The sequence below is a fragment of the Acidobacteriota bacterium genome, assembly GCA_039030395.1.
Lineage (GTDB): Bacteria > Acidobacteriota > Thermoanaerobaculia > Multivoradales > JBCCEF01 > JBCCEF01.
This window is the reverse complement of record JBCCEF010000033.1, coordinates 15,725-32,322: the sequence shown is the minus strand read 5'-3', so window position 1 is coordinate 32,322 and position 16,598 is coordinate 15,725. Positions and strand designations below refer to the sequence as shown.

General features: G+C 68.2%; 13 protein-coding genes. 6 read left to right on the top strand and 7 right to left on the bottom strand.

The genetic code is table 11. The features are described 5' to 3' along the window. Positions 1-276 precede the first annotated feature (276 nt). Positions 277-609 (bottom strand): acyl-CoA thioesterase domain-containing protein, encoded by a 333-nt coding sequence (locus tag AAF481_19465; protein MEM7483348.1) that lies wholly within the window; start codon positions 607-609, stop codon positions 277-279. 171 nt (positions 610-780) lie between these two features. On the opposite strand from AAF481_19465, the gene AAF481_19460 reads away from it, so the two are divergent. Then, positions 781-1,581: an HAD family acid phosphatase gene (locus AAF481_19460; GenBank protein ID MEM7483347.1), complete on the top strand. Its 801-nt coding sequence runs from the start codon at positions 781-783 to the stop codon at positions 1,579-1,581. A 309-nt stretch (positions 1,582-1,890) separates the two neighbouring features. Here the strand turns inward: AAF481_19460 and hemW are convergent, their stop codons facing one another. Beyond that, complete coding sequence (hemW, locus tag AAF481_19455; GenBank protein MEM7483346.1) at positions 1,891-3,057, bottom strand: radical SAM family heme chaperone HemW; 1,167 nt, start codon at positions 3,055-3,057, stop codon at positions 1,891-1,893. Between the two features lie 238 nt (positions 3,058-3,295). Here hemW and AAF481_19450 point away from each other — a divergent pair, with 238 nt between their 5' ends. Next, positions 3,296-4,225 (top strand): DMT family transporter, encoded by a 930-nt coding sequence (locus AAF481_19450; GenBank protein ID MEM7483345.1) that lies wholly within the window; start codon positions 3,296-3,298, stop codon positions 4,223-4,225. Positions 4,226-4,236: 11 nt separating this feature from the next. Here AAF481_19450 and AAF481_19445 read toward each other — a convergent pair whose 3' ends face one another. Further along, the gene (locus AAF481_19445; protein MEM7483344.1) at positions 4,237-5,757 is read right to left on the bottom strand and encodes a carboxypeptidase-like regulatory domain-containing protein; all 1,521 of its coding nucleotides are present in this window, start codon (positions 5,755-5,757) and stop codon (positions 4,237-4,239) included. 23 nt (positions 5,758-5,780) lie between these two features. Further along, positions 5,781-7,145: a chromate efflux transporter gene (chrA, locus tag AAF481_19440; GenBank protein MEM7483343.1), complete on the bottom strand. Its 1,365-nt coding sequence runs from the start codon at positions 7,143-7,145 to the stop codon at positions 5,781-5,783. Between the two features lie 120 nt (positions 7,146-7,265). On the opposite strand from chrA, the gene AAF481_19435 reads away from it, so the two are divergent. Together AAF481_19435 and AAF481_19430 are read left to right on the top strand one after the other, a co-directional pair. Continuing rightward, positions 7,266-9,764 carry a heavy metal translocating P-type ATPase gene (locus AAF481_19435; protein MEM7483342.1) on the top strand — a complete coding sequence of 833 codons (2,499 nt, stop codon included), beginning with the start codon at positions 7,266-7,268 and terminating at the stop codon, positions 9,762-9,764. A 7-nt stretch (positions 9,765-9,771) separates the two neighbouring features. Further along, positions 9,772-10,305 (top strand): Smr/MutS family protein, encoded by a 534-nt coding sequence (locus AAF481_19430; GenBank protein ID MEM7483341.1) that lies wholly within the window; start codon positions 9,772-9,774, stop codon positions 10,303-10,305. A gap of 179 nt (positions 10,306-10,484) precedes the next feature. Here AAF481_19430 and AAF481_19425 read toward each other — a convergent pair whose 3' ends face one another. After that, positions 10,485-10,883, bottom strand: a complete 399-nt coding sequence (locus tag AAF481_19425) for a DoxX family protein (GenBank protein MEM7483340.1) — start codon at positions 10,881-10,883, stop codon at positions 10,485-10,487. A 129-nt stretch (positions 10,884-11,012) separates the two neighbouring features. On the opposite strand from AAF481_19425, the gene AAF481_19420 reads away from it, so the two are divergent. Both AAF481_19420 and AAF481_19415 read left to right on the top strand, forming a co-directional pair. After that, the gene (locus AAF481_19420; protein ID MEM7483339.1) at positions 11,013-11,582 is read left to right on the top strand and encodes a hypothetical protein; all 570 of its coding nucleotides are present in this window, start codon (positions 11,013-11,015) and stop codon (positions 11,580-11,582) included. Next, positions 11,572-11,826, top strand: coding sequence for a hypothetical protein (locus AAF481_19415; protein ID MEM7483338.1), 255 nt, complete (start codon positions 11,572-11,574; stop codon positions 11,824-11,826). The genes AAF481_19420 and AAF481_19415 overlap by 11 nt, the downstream gene beginning before the upstream one ends. Here the strand turns inward: AAF481_19415 and AAF481_19410 are convergent. Then, positions 11,794-14,661, bottom strand: coding sequence for an alpha/beta fold hydrolase (locus AAF481_19410; GenBank protein MEM7483337.1), 2,868 nt, complete (start codon positions 14,659-14,661; stop codon positions 11,794-11,796). The two genes, AAF481_19415 and AAF481_19410, sit on opposite strands and share 33 nt — an antisense overlap. Beyond that, the gene (locus AAF481_19405; GenBank protein ID MEM7483336.1) at positions 14,661-16,295 is read right to left on the bottom strand and encodes a DNA mismatch repair protein; all 1,635 of its coding nucleotides are present in this window, start codon (positions 16,293-16,295) and stop codon (positions 14,661-14,663) included. Before AAF481_19405 ends, AAF481_19410 begins: the two co-directional genes overlap by 1 nt. Positions 16,296-16,598 lie beyond the last annotated feature (303 nt).

Genomic DNA, 16,598 nt, shown 5'->3' with positions numbered 1-16,598 from the left:
TGGTGAAATTCCCGCGGGTCGCGTTGGGAGCGCTTTGCCTCCGTCCGCAAGGCGTCGAAGCGCAGGCGATGCGGTGCCATCGTTGAGCTTCGGCAACGCAGCGGCCGGTGGCAAACCGCCCCAACCCGAAGGGCGCATGGGGGTTACGGCCCTGCGGCTGCGTTGCTCCTCGTCAACGCTGACCCCGCATCCCCCCCCCGTCGCGCCTGGCCGGAGGGCCGTAAGACCCATGCGCGCGACCCACGGGACTTGCACCACGGGCTCCTAGACCGGCTTCTACAAGACCGCAAAGGTGATGGCCGCCTTCGCCACCAGCTTGCCGTCCTGTCGCACCTCGCCTTCCGTGAAAGCCAGGGTGCGGCCGCGCTTGAGCACAATGCCCTTGCCTTCGAGGCGGCCCGGCACAGCCCGCCGCAGCAGGCTGACGTTCACTTCCACCGGCACCGCCGAAGCCGCCACGGCGCGCGCCGCGGACACCTCCGCCAGAGTGGTGAGCACGGCGAAGTGGATGGTCTCCGGCGCCACCTGATGCTCCGGCCGAGTGTCGAGCAGGACGGTCTGGTCGTCGCCGCCGGGGCGAAGGCCGAGCGACTCATTGAAAAAAGCCATGGACCTATTGTACGCCCTAGCGGATCCCCCGCGAGCGATGACTGATAGGCTTTCGCCGACTTCAGTGACCTCTTCGTCTCGTCGCTCGCCAGGGTCGTCCTGAAGACCTTGAGTCACACCAGCGACGGGACTTGAAATACCGACGAACCGCTTTCCTCCGGAGAAACCCCGATGCGCGCGACCCTCCCCTTGATCGCCCTCGCGTTCCTGCTACAAGGCTGCACCATTCTCAACGGCTCGGGTCTCAATGGCCCGGACAAGACCGTGCCGATCGAACCGCTGCCGGAGGTCACCGCAGCGTCGCCGGCCGAGGCGAATCCCACCACAGAGACCACCGACCCGCCGATGCCCGACCGGGTGCACTGGGTGCGCAATTCCGCCGAGTACCAGGCGGCGCTCTACCAGGTCTACCAGCTCGCCCTGGCGCAGGTGGAAAAACTCGCCGACGGGCGTGCGCCGGGCACCTGGGCGGTGGCCCTCGACGGCGACGAAACGGTGCTGAGCAACTCGCCCTACGAGAAGGCGCGAGGCGGCACCGGCCTGGAGGAAAACTCCTGGCGCGAATGGGTGGAGAGCCGCCAGGCGCCGGCCCTGCGCGGCGCCCTGCCCTTCCTCCAGCGGGTGCGGGAGATGGGCGGCAAAATCGCCATCGTCACCAATCGCTCACAGCACTCCTGCCCGGCGACGGAAGACAACTTCCACGCTCGCGACCTGCCCTTCGACGTGATCCTCTGCCGCACCGACGATTCCCAGAAAGAGCCGCGCTGGGAACGGGTAGAGAACGGCACCGCTAAGGAGGGCATGGCGCCGGCGGAGATCCTGGTGTGGGTGGGCGACGCGATCACCGACTTCCCGAACCTCGATCAAGAGCTGCGATTCGAGCCGGATGGGGCCTTCAGCGCCTTCGGCGAACGCTTCTTCATCGTGCCGAATCCGCTGTACGGCGGTTGGCGCAGAAATCCGCGCGACTAGCTGCACAAGAAACTCGTCTCAAACAAGACGGCGGCCGAGCCTGCGCACGAGCCCGACCGCCGACATCCCTCCCAAAATTTTTCGCTTGCGAACCTGCGCCGCTGTGGGTCGGCAGGAGGAGGAATCCTCTCCTTGCCCGCAGCCGGAATCGAGGCCGTTGATCGCACGTCAAGCCTCGGTTCAAAAAGGAGTGGCGCGAGAAGGCAAAACCGTTTCAGGCTGCCGGACTCCGAGGGTCCAGCCAGCTAGCCCGACCTTCTCACCGGCGACCTACGGCCTCTCCCTACGGTCGCCGGTGAGAAGGCCGGGCTAGGGCACCGAGGGCAGCTCGATCTCCCGCACCAGGCCGTCCGCCACCGCCAGACCGGCGCGTGTGGGGGCGAGGCGGCCCGGCTCATCGCGGATCAACCCCTCTTCCATCCAGGCGGCGAAACGGGGGCCGTTAGCGGCCGCCAGGTCCACTCCGTAGCGCCGCTCAAAGTCGCCGAGATCGAGCCCCGCGGGAGTGCGCAGGGCGAGCATCAGCCGCTCCAGGGCCAGTTCGGCGAGCGCCAACTCCTCGTGACCTGCTTCGGGAATCTCGCCCCGCTCGATATGCCCGCGCCAGGGGCTCAGGCGGCGCTCATTCCAGCTTCGGCGACGGCCATCGAAGGAGTGGGCCGAAGGGCCGAGGCCGAGATACGGCGTGTGGTCCCAGTACTTCCGGTTGTGGGCCGAGCGATGTTCCGGCCCGCGGGCAAAGTTCGATACCTCGTAGGCCTCGAAGGCACCGGCGGAGAGCACCTCGTGGGTCAGGGCGAAGAGCCTGGCCTGCTCCCCTTCCTCCATCTCCCGCAGGGTACCGGCCGCCTGCCGGCGGGCGAAGGGCGTCCCTCGGTGGATGGTGAGCTGGTAGCAGGAAACGTGCTGCGGGGCGAGGGCGACGGCGGTCTCCAGATCCCGACGCCAGCGCTCCTCGGTCTGACCTTCGAGACCGAAGATGAGATCCACCGACACCGTCCGGAAACCAGCCTCCACGGCACGTTCCACGGATCGCCGCGCCACCTCCGGACCGTGCCGGCGGCCGAGGAACGAGAGCGCTTCGGGATCAAAGGACTGGACTCCCAGGCTCAGGGTATCCACTCCCAGCTCGCGCCAGGCGGCGAGGGACTCCTCGGTCACGTCCTCGGGATTGGCTTCGAAGAACGTGCGGTGACCCGCCGCGAAGGAGAAGACCCCGCGTAGCTCCCGCAGAATCTCCGCCAGCCGCTCCGGCGCCAGCGCCGACGGGGTGCCGCCCCCAAAGTAGAGGGTGTCGAAGCGCCAAGAAGAAACCGTCGCCGCCCGTAGGGCAATCTCCCGGGAGAGCACCTCGACGAAGAGCTGCCGCCGCCGCTCCCCACCCACCATCACGGCGAAGTCGCAGTACGGACAGACCGCCGAGCAGAAGGGAACGTGGACGTAGAGGCCGGGATCGACCGGCGCCGAGGCGAGCATGATCTCGATCCTAGCCTGCCGTTAGGCCCGGAATCAGGACCGACGGCGCCCTCCCTCGCTGGCGCACCGTCTCCTTCACCGCCGGCCTGCGGCAACCGCTGGACGAGCGGGGCGCCGAAGGGTTCTACGCCCCGCTCGCCATCGAACGGCCGGGAGAAGCGAGAGCGAATGAACCGTTGGTGAACTTGCGGTGATCCCTGAGCGTCCGCGTGCGGTAGAGGAGCACTAAACTTGCGCGATGCCCGCGCCTCCGATCCCGCCCTTCCCCCACGCCGGCGAGCTGGCCGCCCTCGGCACCGCCGGCTGCTGGGTGCTGACGGCTCTCTCCTTCGAAGCCGCCGGCAAGCGCATCGGCTCGCTCACCGTCAACCTCTTGCGGCTGCCGATGGCGATCGCCCTGGGCGCCGGCGCCGGCTGGTTCCTGCGCGGCCAGGCGCTGCCCCTCGATGCCTCCGGTCACGCCTGGCTCTGGCTGTCGATCTCGGGCCTGGTGGGCTTCACCTTCGGCGACCTCTGCCTGTTCCGCGCCTTCGTGGTGATCGGTCCGCGACTCTCCACCCTGATGATGGCGCTGGCACCGCCGCTGACGGTGGTGATCGGTTGGTGGCTGCTGGGCGAGGTGCTCTCGCCGCGGAATCTGCTGGGCATGACCCTGACGGTCTTCGGCGTGGGCTGGGCGGTGCTCGAGCGGCGCCGATCCGGCACTGCCGAGCACGCGACGCCGGCGGCCACTCGCAACATCGGCTGGGGCGTACTCCTCGGCCTGGGCGGCGCCTTGGGACAAGCCGGCGGTTTGGTCCTGAGCAAACTCGGCATGGGCGAATACGACCCCTTCGCCGCCACCCAGATCCGCGTGCTGGCGGGCACCGCCGGCTACCTGGTGTTGTTCACCCTGCTCGGCCGATGGGGTCGGGTGGTCTACGCCCTCGGCGAGCGGCGCGCCCTCGGCCATACGGCGATTGGCGCCTTCTTCGGCCCCTTCCTCGGGGTGTCCCTATCGCTCCTCGCCATTCGCTACACGGCCACCGGCGTCGCCGCCAGCCTGATGGCGACGACGCCCATTCTCATCATCCCCGTCGTCGTCCTCCTCGGGAAAGAAAGAGTCGGCCCGGGCGGCTGGCTGGGGGCGGGACTGGCGGTGCTCGGAGTGGTGTTGCTCTTCGACTGATGTTCGCGGAGCTACTTGGAAGTCCGGGGCAGCTCCAGTCTGAGCCGACCGCCTGGTGAGAGAAAGCCCTCGTCGCAAGCGATCGGCGTGGGCGGCTCCCAACCCAAGAAGCGGCCTTTCGGCAGGCGACAGAGGCGGTAGAGCCCCGGGGCAAGTTGAGGAATTAGCAGTTCTCCAGTCCCAGCCCCCCAGGTCATGCCGTGACCGCGCGTCCACTGGCGAAGAACCGAATCGGGCAAGGCAAGTCCATCCTGATACAACAGCCACCCTTCGAACTCGCGGGCGCTGTGGGGATCGACGTTGAGGTCCAAACCCAGGACCACGGTTCCCCCGATCACCGGAACCGCCAACTCCAACGTGTCGGCAACCGACAGATCGAAGGCCCGAAGGGCATGGCCCGGCGGTGCGACAATTGCCCGGAGACGCTGACTCTTCGATGGCAAGTCGACCGAAAAGCGGCCCTCGACGTCGGATCGAGTTTCCTGCTGCCCGGCGGCCTCCCGGGGTTCGATGGTGCCTACAGCCACAAGGGCCCCAGGTACCGGCCCGCGCTCGGAAAACACCCGCCCCTGGAACGCCTTGCGATCCCGCAACACAAGCTCCACCGGGGGAGTCGGCTGCTCCTCGTCGATGAGGATCTCCTGGGCATCACTCGTGCGCTCGACGCCAGCCCGCCGGTGGCTGGCTGAGATACCCGCCGGGCCGGGCTCGAGAACGGCGATCCGAAAGGCTCCTTCAGCGTCCGTCTCCGTCTCACGGCCCCACCTAGAGGTACCCACGATCACTTCCGCGCCAGCCACGGGAAGTCCGTCACCATCGACCACCCGGCCCGTGACCTCCGTATCGGGCAGGGCGATCTCTACCTCGGCTTCGCCGCGCGAATCGGGTTCCACTTCGACCTGCACCCAGTACCCTGTGACGCCGATGCTCGGAGCGTCGATCTCCGCGATCCACCAGCCGGGATTCGGCAGCACGCCGCTGAAGTTCCCTTCGAGATCCGCGGCCATTTCGCTACGGATACCGCCATACCGAAGCCCAAACCAAAGACTGGCGGTCACCGGCTCCTCTTGGTAGGTAAGAGTTCCGCGCACCACCAATAGGTCGAGATCGATGCGGATCTCAGCTTTCCCCAGCCCGCTGATCTCGCGATCGAGCTCGCCGAACAATGGATTCCCAACCGAGTCGATGATCTGCAACGTGTATATTCCAGCCGATTGGTCGGGAATTCGGGCTTGCCCCCTCTCGTCGATAGGGCCGTCGAAAACCGGCATTCCGTCATAGGTGCCGGTGAGCCGCGAAGCACGAGAGAGGCGCAACTTCCATGGTCGATCCAGCCAGTCGAGAGGCGGCGTGACCACCACATCCAGGGTCAAAGGACGTTCGAGGACGATGGGATCGCGCAACCGCACCTCTTTTTTCTCCCATACTTCCAGGGGACTTTCGACCGTCGGGACGTAGCCCGGTCTCGTCACCTCCAGCGAGTACACGCCTGCCGGCAAGGCTGCGAGTTGGATAAAACCGTTCGCGGCCACAGGCGCCTCCGCAACCGGCCGACTCAGGCGATCCCGCAAACGAATGCCCGGAGCCAGAGGAGTCCGGCGGCGACGCAGAGCCCGAGGGTGCGGAACATCCCCCAACGTAGGGCAAGTAGCGACCCGAAGGCGAGGGCGGCGATAACGGCCGCGCCGGGGTCGAGGCTGGCGAGGTCTGGGCGCAAGAAGCGCAACGGTCCAGCGGCAAAGTCTTCGACCCTGCCGAACAGCGTGTGGAGGGCGAACCACACCGCCAGGTTGAGGATCACCCCCACCACCGCCGCGGTGATCGCCGACAGGGCGTCCGTCAGCGTCCGCCAACCGCGCAGCCACTCGATGTACGGCGCCCCGAGGAAGATCCACAGGAAGCACGGCGCGAAGGTCACCCAGGTGGTCACCAGCGAGCCGAGCACCCCGGCGAGCATGGGATCGAGGGCGCCAGGATTGCGGTAGGCGCCCATGAAGCCGACGAACTGCACCACCTGGATGAGCGGTCCGGGGGTGGTCTCGGCCATCCCCAGGCCGTCGAGCATCTCCCCTGGCCGCAGCCAGCCGAAGTCCTCGACGGCGCGCTGGGCGACGTAGGCGAGCACCGCGTAGGCGCCGCCGAAGGTGGCGACGGACGCCTTGCTGAAGAACAGCCCCTCGCACAGGTAGACACTCTCCGGCCCCAGGGCGAGCCACAATGCCAGCAGCGGTAGCCACCAGACGGCGAGCCAAAGGGCGGCGACGCGCACCGTGCGAAGCAGCGGGGGGCGTTCGGTGGAGGCCACGCCAGCTTCGTCGTCCGATCCCTCCGGGGGAGCCGTGCGCAGCCCGGCAACTCCCAACCGCCCGCCCAGCCATCCGACCAGCGCTGCCGCCAGGATGATCCACGGAAACGGCACGTCGAAAAAGAAGATCGCCACGAAGGCCCCGGCGGCCAGCAGCCGGCGCGATGCCGACCCCAGCGCCTGCTTCGCGATGCGCAGCAGCGCCTCCACCACGATCGCCAACACCGCCGGCTTCAGCCCGAAGAAGATCGCCGCCACCAGCGCCGTCTCCCCGAAGCCCGCGTAAAGCACCGACAGCAGCAGAATGGAGAGAAAGCCCGGCAGGACAAACAGCGATCCCGCCACCAGCCCACCGGCGGTGCGGTGCAGCAGCCAGCCGCTATAGGTGGCGAGCTGCTGCGCCTCCGGGCCGGGCAGCAGCATGCAGTAATTGAGGGCGTGAAGGAATCGATTCGGGGACAACCAGCGTTTCTCTTCTACGAGGATGCGCTGCATCATCGCGATCTGGCCGGCGGGTCCACCGAAGGACAGCCCCGCCACCCGCAGCCACACGCAGAGCGCCTCCCGAAGGGAAACGTCACGGCGCGGTGAGGCGGTCTGGGATTCGGTCGGCATGGCGGGGTTCGGCAAAGGCGAAACGTGGCGGCCCCACCGTGACCCAGACATGAATCGCAAGTCAAGAATTGCCGTGCGGCGTATCTGCAACAGATATCCTGACCGCGGGAAAAAGAATCCATGAATCACACCGCTCCAGCCACCGACACGGCCCAAGAGACCGGCTGCTGCGCCGGCGGCGCGCCGGCGAGCCAGGCCGCCGCCGATCCGGTGTGCGGCATGCAGGTGGACCCGGCGACCGCCCAACACTCCACCGAGCACGCCGGCACCGAGTACTTCTTCTGCTGCGCCGGCTGCCGCGAAAAGTTCGAGGCGGATCCGGAAAGCTATCTCTCCGGCGACCAGCCGGCGCCGGAACCCGCTCCGCCCGGCGCCGTTTTCATCTGCCCAATGGATCCGGAGGTGCGCCAGGACGAGCCGGGAGCCTGTCCCAAGTGCGGCATGGCCCTGGAGCCGGAAGCCCCGGACCTCGCCACCCGCACCGAATACACCTGCCCGATGCACCCGGAAGTCGTGCGCGACGAACCGGGCAACTGCCCTGAGTGCGGCATGGCCCTGGAGCCGCGCACCGTCGTCGCCGAGGCGGACGACCCGGAACTCGCGGACATGACCCGGCGCGTGACCTTCGCCGCCATCTTCACGGTGCCGCTGTTTCTGATCGCGATGGGCGACATGCTGCCCGGCGCGCCGGTGTCGCAAGCCCTCTCGCCGCGCTGGCGGGTGCTCCTGGAACTCGCCCTCGCCACTCCGGTGTGCCTGTGGGCCGGCTGGCCCTTCCTGGTGCGGGCGGTCCACTCCTTCAAGAACCGCAGCCTCAACATGTTCACGCTGATCGGCATCGGCGTCACCGTGGCCTATGGCTACAGCGTGGTGGCGGCGCTGGCGCCACAGTGGTTCCCGGCGTCCTTCCGCAATGAGCAGGGACACGTCGCCGTGTACTTCGAGGCCGCGGCGGTGATCGTCACCCTGGTGCTCCTCGGACAGGTACTGGAGCTGCGCGCCCGCGGCAAGACCGGCGCCGCCCTGCGCCGGCTCCTGGAGCTCGCTCCCGCCACCGCCCGGCGGCTGGTCGCCGACGGCGGTGAGGAGGACATCCCCCTCGCCGAAGTCCAGGCCGGGGATCGGCTGCGGGTGCGTCCCGGCGAGAAGGTGCCGGTGGACGGCGTGGTGCTCGAAGGCTCCAGCTCGGTGGACGAATCGATGATCTCCGGCGAGCCGCTGCCGGTGAAAAAGTCCGCCGGCGACGCCCTCACCGGCGCCACCGTCAACGGCGCCGGGAGCCTGGTGATGGAGGCCGTGCGGGTGGGCTCTGAAACCACCCTGGCGCGCATCGTCCAGCTCGTCGGCGAGGCACAGCGCAGCCGCGCCCCCGTCCAGCGGCTGGCGGACCGGGTGGCCGCCTGGTTCGTGCCGGCGGTGCTCGCCACCGCTGTCGTCACCTTCGCCCTGTGGGCCTGGCTCGGCCCGCAGCCGGCGATGGCCTACGCCCTGGTCAACGCTGTGGCGGTGCTGATCATCGCCTGCCCCTGCGCCCTCGGCCTGGCCACCCCCATGTCCATCATGGTCGCTGCCGGCCGCGGCGCCTCCGCCGGGGTGCTGTTCAAGAACGCCGAAGCCATCGAGCGCTTGCGCGACGTCGACACCCTGGTGGTGGACAAGACCGGCACCCTCACCGCAGGACGACCGACCCTAGAGACGGTCCAACCGGCGGAGGGACTCTCCGAGATCGAGCTGCTGCGCCTCGCCGCCAGCCTGGAGCGCGCCAGCGAGCATCCGCTGGCGGAAGCGGTGGTGCGCGGTGCCGACGAGCGCGGCGTGGCACTCACCAAAGCGGACAACTTCGAGTCCCTCACCGGCCAGGGCGTGCGCGGCACCGTCGCAGGCGAAGGTGGCTCCACCGCCGTCGCCATCGGCAACCGCGCCTTGATGGACTCTCTCGGAGTCGACCTCGGCCCTTGGGCCGAGCGCGCCGAAAAGGAGCGAGGCGAAGGCCGCACGGCACTCTTCGTCGCCACCTTGGCCGAGGACGGCAAGGGCATCCTCGCCGGCCTGCTCGCCGTGGCGGACACCATCAAAGAGACGACGCCGGAAGCCATCGCGGGCCTGCACCGCGAGGGCCTCCGCATCGTCATGCTCACCGGCGACAGCCGCACCACCGCCCAGGCGGTGGCGGACCGGCTGGGCATCGACGAGGTGATCGCCGAAGTGCTGCCCGAGGAGAAGTCCGACACCATCGCCCACCTCCAGGCGCAGGGCCGGGTGGTCGCCATGGCCGGCGACGGCATCAACGACGCCCCGGCCCTCGCCCGGGCAGACGTCGGCATCGCCATGGGCACCGGCACGGACATCGCCATGGAGAGCGCCGGCGTCACCCTGGTGCACGGTGACCTGCGCGCCCTGCTGCGCGCCCGCCGCCTGAGCCGCGCCACTCTCGCAAACATCCGCCAGAACCTCGCCTTCGCCTTCGGCTACAACGCCCTCGGTGTACCCATCGCGGCGGGCGCCCTCTACCCCCTCTTCGGCCTGCTCCTGAGCCCGATGATCGCCGCCGCCGCGATGAGCATTTCGTCCGTCTCGGTGATCGCCAACGCCCTGCGCCTGCAGCGGCTGGAGCTTTGAGCGTGCGATGAGTAAGAACGACGACGACGCCTTCCACCGCGCCATGCGGGGGGTCGAACCGCTCGAACAGGAGACGGAGCGCGTCGGCGGCGCGCCGAAGCGCAAGAAAAAACTGCGCCTCCCACCGGCCGAACGCCGGATTCCCCGCTTCGAAGTCCGCCGCTACGACGACCAGCTCGAAGGCCTGGTCGAAAGCGCCCACCCCCGCCAGCTCCGCACCCTCCACCGCGACGCCCAGCAGACCAAACGCCCCCTCCCCCGCATCGACCTCCACGGCCTCACCGCCGAGGTCGCCCAAGAAGTCATCCTCAGTGCCTTGCGCCGGGCGCGTGAGGAAGGTCAGCGCATCGTCCTCATCATCCACGGGCGCGGTCTCCACTCGGAGAGTGGGCCCATCCTCAAGGAGCGCCTCACCGACTGGCTCATCGGCGCTCCCGCGGCCCATTGGGTCCGTGCCTTTCGGACGGCGCCGCCGGAAATGGGAGGGGCGGGGGCGACGTTGGTGCGGTTGGAGAGGCGAAAGAGGCAACCCGGGAGATAACCCCTCCCGCCCATGAGCCTAGAGCACGGCGGTGGGCCGGCAGCAGAAGCTGACATCGGGACTTTGCTGGTCAGGCGAGTGAGGCGAAACGACCAGGTCGAACTTCCGGTTGCTGCTTCTAATTGACGCGGGCGATTCGCGAACGGCCCGCACCGGTCAATCGAGGCATCCGTTCCCACCTAGCCGCCGAAGAACGGCAACTGCCGCCAGCGGAGGAACAGCACCAACAAACTGCACACCAGTACCGCCAGCGCCAGCCCGAACAACAAGCCGCCATCGCCCTGGACTTCGATGCCGAGGACCGTCAGATGGGATCCAATGGCGCCGAGGATGGTCACGGCGGCAAGCAGCGCCCCCCAAACCACCCGACTCGGGATCAGCAAAAGGATGCCGGCGAGGAATTCGACCATGCCGCTGCCGATGCGGCCCCAGGGCTCGGCGCCCAAGGTCTGGAAGATGTAGACCGACTCCGGCGCGGCGGTGAATTTGAAGAAGAGGGTCTGAAAGAGGATGCCGGCGACCAGGAGCTGGCAGATCCAGCTCACGATCTTTGCAGTTTTGGACAGGGCTTCAGCCATTGAAACCTCCCGAGTCGTCCATCGATCACAGTTGAGCACAGGTACGGAGGCCCAGAGCCACCGGATTCTGTAGGAGTCGTTGCGCTGATTCTCTCACCTGCCCTGCAGGGCGTGGGACAATCTGCGCCGATGCTCGACGACTCCGCTTCCCCGACTCCCTCCTCTGCGGCGGTCACGACATGCGACCAACTCGCCACCGGTGCCCTGGAAGGGGTGCTCGCTCCGTGGGGGCTGGCGGTGGTGCGGGTTCCGGAGGGACAGCCGATTGCCGGTTCCTGGTTTGGCGAGCCGGAAGCGGGAATTCGGGGTCAGCAAGTGTTCGTGCGGGGCGACACGCCGGTCCACTCGGCGCTCCACGAAGCCTGCCACTTGATCCTCGCCACGGTCGAAGGCCGCGGGCCGGTCGATGCCGATGCCGGCGGCGATTATGACGAGGAGAACGCCGTGTGCCTACTCCAGATCCTGCTGGCCGAGGGGCTGCCGGGCGTTGGCTCGGAGCGCTTGATGGCGGACATGGACACCTGGGGCTACAGCTTCCGCGAGGGCTCCACCGGCGCCTGGTTCGAGGGCGATGCGGAGGATGCCCGGCAGTGGCTCAGGGAGCGGGGGCTGCTCGATGAAGACGGACGCCCGGTCGCACGCCGGGTGTTCGACACCCCTGAACCTCTCCGACCGGGCAGTTCCAACGATGGCGACTAGGATTCTGGAAGACCACCTGCTCGACTACGACAGCGGCATGGCTCGCGACATCAACTTCGAGCTTCCCACCTGGCAGGGCATGCACCGGCTCGGCGAACATCTGGAGACCCTCTTCGGCACCGTCTCGGGGCAGTGCGAAGAGCAGGTCGTGGAGTCTCCGGTCGGGCCGTGGGTGCTCTCCAGTGTTCTCAGTATCGTCGTCCACCCCTTCCTAGTCTGCCACCAGCTCCGCCGCGAAGCCTAACAGCGCCGCCGCCAGCTCGTCCGGCTTTTCCCACATCAGCCAGTGACCGACGCTGTCGATCTGGACGGCGCCAAAGCTCGCCGTGTGCTCCCGGTTGCTTTCCCAGGCGATGGGGGTGAGCTTGGAGTCGACCAGGCGGAGGGGCAGGTCGAGGGGACCGAGGGTGCCGGCCAGATCGTAGGAGGTGAGTTCCCGGTAGGCCGAGATGCCGACCGCCGGCGGTCCTTCGCCTAGATCTTCCACAATGCGATCGACCACCGCGGGATGCGAGCCTTCGGGCGAGTAGGCCCGCACCATGCGCTCGACATGGCCCGCGAAGTCGCGCTCGAGGTTGGAGGCGTAGTCCTCGACGGCTTTCGGGTCGAATTCTTGCGCGACGTTCTGAATGGCGTCGACGGAGATCAGGCCGGCCACTCGCTCGGCCCCCAGGCGCTCGGCCGCAGCGACCATCACAAAGGCGCCCATGGAGTGGCCGACGAAGATCACCTCGCCGAGCCCTTCCGCCGCCACCACGGCGGCCACGTCGGCGGCGAAGCTCTCCATGGTGAAGTCTTCACGCGCGGCGCCGGACTCGCCGTGGCCGGCGAGGTCGATGGCGACGACCTTGCGGTCCGCCGCCAGGCGGTCCGTCACCGGCTGCCAGTAGCCGGCGTCGCAGCACCAGCAGTGGATCAACAACAGGGGGAGTTCGTTGGTCTTCCGCAGGGCTGGGGTCACCCGGTAGTGGATGGGCACACCGTCCGCCGAGGGGACGGTCTTCGAGGCGGTTCGGGCACCCTCCCCTCGGCCCACCGCGACGAGCGCTCCACCGGTCGCCGCGAGCAGCGGTTCGGCGGAAAGCGGAGAGCCGACGGCCTGGCGCATCCAAGCGTCCGGCGTGAGGCGACCGAGGCGGCTGATGCGCTCGAACTCTTCGCCGAAGGGGCCGGCGAGGGAGCGGAAATGCTCTTCGATCTGGAAGGAGATGAGGTGCCCCAGGGGGTAGTCCGGGGTGTACATGGCGCCGTCCACCATGTGGGAATAGACCGCCAGCAGCGGCACGTCGCGCACCCCGAAGAGGTCCGCGAAGTACCGGTTCCAAACCTCGCCGGCAATTTCGGCCACCGCTTGGCGCATCTCGGCCGGGGTGGCCTCCGGATGATCGTAGAGCCAGCGCCACACCTTCATGTCCGTCAGGGCGACGCCGGCGATTTCGCGGGTACCCCAGAAGGTGTCGAGGGCCGCCCAGTGGCGGCGGTCGGGGTCGTCCTGGGAGAGGCCGAGGACTTCCAGATCGCGATCCTGGAAGACGAAAGCCAGGGCTTCCGTGAAGGCGGTGTTGGGCACGCCCTGGATCAGGGTGTGGTCGATCTCGACGGTGGAAAACACCTGCTCCACGTTGTGGCCCAGCTCGTGGACGGCGATGTTGTAGCCCTTGTAGTCCATGCCCTTCTCACCGACCCGGGTGCGCAGGTGGGCCTTGTCGTCGCGCCGGGCGGGGCCGAAGGCGTGGCCGGCGCCGCGGGAGGGCTCGACGGCGATGCGCGCGGCCAGAAACTCTGAGCGCTCCGGCGTGAAGCCCAGCTCTTCGAGGATGCGCGGCATGTCCGCCGCGAAGGCGTCGGCGGTGGGATAGCGCCGGCGGGTGAGGGCGTCGAGTTCCGCTTCGTCGCGGCCGCCGCCGGGCTTGAAGCCGGCATACCAAATGTCGAAGGGTTCGAGGGGCCGGCCGAGGCGCTCGGCGACGAGCTTCGCCGCCGCCACGCCGTGGGGCGAGGACAACACGGCATCGAACAGCGCTTCGACCTCGCGCTCGGGAATTTCGCGGTTGTCCTCGAAGCGCCGGTCGATGTAGGTGGGGAGCGCCGGCGAGTAGGGATCCGCCGCCCGCTGCGCCCGGAAAACCGCCAGCCAATGGCGATAGCGCTCGTCTTCCTCCCGGGCGCGCAACGCCGGCTCGGCGGCGACGGGCGCCCCCGGAGCCGGCTCGACGGCGTTCGATCCCGGCGCCCAGTCGAAGCTCGGATTATCGATCACCACCGCCGGCACCTCTTGTCGCACGATGCGTTCGAAGACTCGCTGGATCATGCGCTGCTTGGGTAGGCCTTCGGGGTCCGCATAGCGGGCTTTCAGTTCGTCGCGCAGTCCCCAGTGGCTGATCAGCCGCAGGCCCTCCGGGAAGAGGCGCTCGCCCTCCTCCGTGAGCAGGTGATGCATGTGGATGTTGTAGCCGTTGATGTAGCTGTCCGCCGCGGCCATGGCGGCGGCGATCCCCTGCTGGACTTCCGCCGGTACCCGCGGGCCAAAGCTGCCGGCGAGGCGCGTTTCGGCCCACTGGCGGCGGTCCCACTCCAGGCCCTCGGCGAGGCGCTCGGCGAGGGTGGTTTGCGGAAAGTTGAGCAGCGCGACGAAGGCGATCTTGCCGGCGTAGAGATCCTCTTCGATGTGCGAGTCCGGCGACAGGGCGGCCAGCCGGCGGTCGAGCGGCAGCATCGGGCCGATTTCGAGATCTGCCCCACGGCGCAGGTCGCGTATCAGCGAGGTCATGTAGCCGCCGATGCGTTCGCGGGCGAACTCGAAGCGCTGAAAGGTGAGATCGAGTTCGTCGCCACGGGGCAGGAACTCGGCCACCGCGAACGCTTCGAGATCACCATCCGCAGGAGTCCACCGAGCGGTGATCTGGTGGACGCCGCGCTCGATGCGCTGACGCTCCTCTTCGCCGTGTAAAGCGAGCAATCGCTCCTTGGCGACCGTCGCGGACACTCTGGGATCCACCGCTTCGCGAGCCAGTGCGGCCACGGGCAGCAAAGAAAGCGAGACGACAACCGTCAGAGTTCGGAGCTTTGAGTAGTCCATCAGGGATCCTCGTGGTGAATGCTTGCGGTTGGAGCGGCTTTGTGACGATCGACCAATTCGGTCAGTTCGCCGCTGGTCACCCCCAGGCGCCGCGCCGTCGCGGCGGCCAAGGAACTGGACGCCACTCCCGGCAGGAATTGATAGGTCGGCGTGTCGGCATCGTCGATCTCGGCCTGCAGGAAGCGCAGCCCGATGACCTTCGAAGTGGCCTCGAGGCGCCGCACGAAATCCAGGAAATGACTGCTCGCCAGGGCCAGCGGCCCGAGCCGCTCGAGCAGAGCGAGCACCATGGAGACAATGTCCTCCGCTTCGGAGGGATTGGTGCCGGAGCACAGCTCATCGAGGATCACCAGGGAGCGCGGCCCGACGGACTCGAACAAGGTGCGAATACGCACCAGCTCGGTGCCCAGGCGGCCCTCGGACTGGTCGGCGCTGGCGTCGTGTAGGAGCGAAGCGAAGAGGCCGTCCACCAGCGGCAGGCGGGCCTTGGACGCCGGAACATAGAGCCCCGCCTGGCCGAGGATCTGAGCGATACCGACGGCCTGGAGCAGACGGGTCTTGCCGCCGGAGTTGGGGCCGGTGATCAGAGTGGTGGACGCCATCGGCGCCGATAGGGCGTTGGGCACCGGCGCCTCGCCGCGCACCAGCAGATGGGGATTGAACAGCCCTGCGAGGGAAAGATCGTCGCCCCCCAACTCCGGAAGACAGACCGCGAGATGGCGCTCTGCGGCCCGTTCGGCGAACTGTAGGGAGGTCAAGTAGAACTCCAGATGGCCGAGGATCTGGACCATTGGCCGCAGGAACGGGGCGATCTCCTGATAGACCGCCAGGATCAGCCGCTTGACCACCTCGGCGCGGTCCAGCCGGTGGCCCCGGAGCGCCAGTCGCAGCCGGTCCCAGGCGCGGCCGAGGAGGTTGCGGTGGAAGGGGTTGTCGCGATCTTCAGCCAGCTCCAGCAGGGTGAGGTCACGAATCTGGCCATCGGCCCCGAGGTGAAGGTCCACCCGCACCCGGGCCGCCTGGTCGTGGTAGTCGAGAAGCGCCGCCAGGGTGCGGTGCTCCTCCGTCGCCCGGATCTCCTCGCCCGCCTGATGCAGGCGCCGCAGCCCTGAGTTCGCGCCGCTGAAGCCATCGACCATCGCCGTGACGATGCGGCGCACCTGACGCAGGATGTCGAGGCGGAAGAGGGCCATGTCGAGGCGGGCCCCGGAGTGGGGCGCCTTGAACATCGACACCAGCACCACCAGTTGGCGATACAGGGCCTGAGCGCGGTCGCGCAGCTCGTCGTCGGCCTGGAGTTCCCGCAGGATGTCCTGCCGAAAGCGCACCGCCGCCGCGGCGCGCGGCGGCTGGCCCAGCACCCGCAGCAGGAAGCGATGGTTCACCCGGTAGCGATGGCCGCCGAAGGACAGGGTGAGGCCGTCGCGCACGAAGTCCTCGAGGAAGAGGTCGCGGGCGAAGAGATCCGGCTGCCAGGGGGAGGGAGAGAGCGGCGCATCGCCCAGGGCCTGGTCCAGGGCGAGGGATTTCTCGCTGCCGAGAAAAGCCATCTCCAGCAGCTCCCCCAACAGGGATCGATCGACGCCGGAACGGCTTTCGTGGTGGAGGAGATCGGGCAGCGGCGGGGCTGCCACGGAAGTCGGCCGCTGGCCCATCGCAGTAGAGTACCAGCATGCTGCGGACGCTCAAGGAGCTGTGGCCGTCCGGCGCCAGCGCCGGCGCCGGACGGCGGTAGCCCGTCGTTCCTGTCGGGGGCCGAGGGCGCTGCGAGCGTCGGCTGGGAGGCAAGGCAGGTGCCCTGCCCTCGCCCTCGAATGAACTGCTGGCCGAAGGCGAAGCGGCTCCGGAGCTTGTCAAGCTCGATGGTGGAAGTCCTGGAATTGGAGGCACCGGCAGGCGCCGGCCGGCTGCTCGGCGAGACGGAGCTGTTGCTGATC

Bases quoted from the DNA above. Each gene is read 5' to 3' on its own strand.
- AAF481_19465 (MEM7483348.1), bottom strand. From the start codon at position 609: ATGGCTTTTTTCAATGAGTCGCTCGGCCTTCGCCCCGGCGGCGACGAC.
- AAF481_19460 (MEM7483347.1), top strand. From the start codon at position 781: ATGCGCGCGACCCTCCCCTTGATCGCCCTCGCGTTCCTGCTACAAGGC.
- hemW (MEM7483346.1), bottom strand. From the start codon at position 3,057: ATGCTCGCCTCGGCGCCGGTCGATCCCGGCCTCTACGTCCACGTTCCC.
- AAF481_19450 (MEM7483345.1), top strand. From the start codon at position 3,296: ATGCCCGCGCCTCCGATCCCGCCCTTCCCCCACGCCGGCGAGCTGGCC.
- chrA (MEM7483343.1), bottom strand. From the start codon at position 7,145: ATGCCGACCGAATCCCAGACCGCCTCACCGCGCCGTGACGTTTCCCTT.
- AAF481_19435 (MEM7483342.1), top strand. From the start codon at position 7,266: ATGAATCACACCGCTCCAGCCACCGACACGGCCCAAGAGACCGGCTGC.
- AAF481_19430 (MEM7483341.1), top strand. From the start codon at position 9,772: ATGAGTAAGAACGACGACGACGCCTTCCACCGCGCCATGCGGGGGGTC.
- AAF481_19425 (MEM7483340.1), bottom strand. From the start codon at position 10,883: ATGGCTGAAGCCCTGTCCAAAACTGCAAAGATCGTGAGCTGGATCTGC.
- AAF481_19420 (MEM7483339.1), top strand. From the start codon at position 11,013: ATGCTCGACGACTCCGCTTCCCCGACTCCCTCCTCTGCGGCGGTCACG.
- AAF481_19415 (MEM7483338.1), top strand. From the start codon at position 11,572: ATGGCGACTAGGATTCTGGAAGACCACCTGCTCGACTACGACAGCGGC.
- AAF481_19410 (MEM7483337.1), bottom strand. From the start codon at position 14,661: ATGGACTACTCAAAGCTCCGAACTCTGACGGTTGTCGTCTCGCTTTCT.